The sequence below is a fragment of the Corynebacterium sp. LK2510 genome (assembly GCF_040946405.1).
GTDB lineage: Bacteria > Actinomycetota > Actinomycetes > Mycobacteriales > Mycobacteriaceae > Corynebacterium.
In genome coordinates this window covers 1-220 of record NZ_JAYWLR010000058.1, presented here as the reverse complement: position 1 = coordinate 220, position 220 = coordinate 1, and the positions used below count along the sequence as shown (strand labels likewise).

The 220-nt window shown below is 57.3% G+C and carries 1 rRNA gene; it reads left to right on the top strand.

Annotation, left to right across the window (positions count from 1 at the left end):
- Positions 1 to 86: 86 nt before the first annotated feature.
- Positions 87 to 204: ribosomal RNA gene (gene rrf, locus VVR41_RS10735) — 5S ribosomal RNA — on the top strand.
- The last annotated feature ends 16 nt before the right edge of the window (positions 205 to 220 follow it).

Sequence of the window (220 nt, the reverse complement as noted above, 5' to 3'; positions counted from 1 at the left end):
CGTGTGTGTGGGGGGTTCACAGAATGATAATTGGATACCAACAACAGCAGTAGTTTTTGTTTTGCCGTGTTGGCTCCGACAGGTGTGTCGGTGGTTGATGGCGGCGGGGAAACGCCCGGTCCCATTCCGAACCCGGAAGCTAAGCCCGCCCGCGCTGATGGTACTGCCCTCGGGAGGGGGTGGGAGAGTAAGTTACCGCCGACCCAACAACTTAACAACA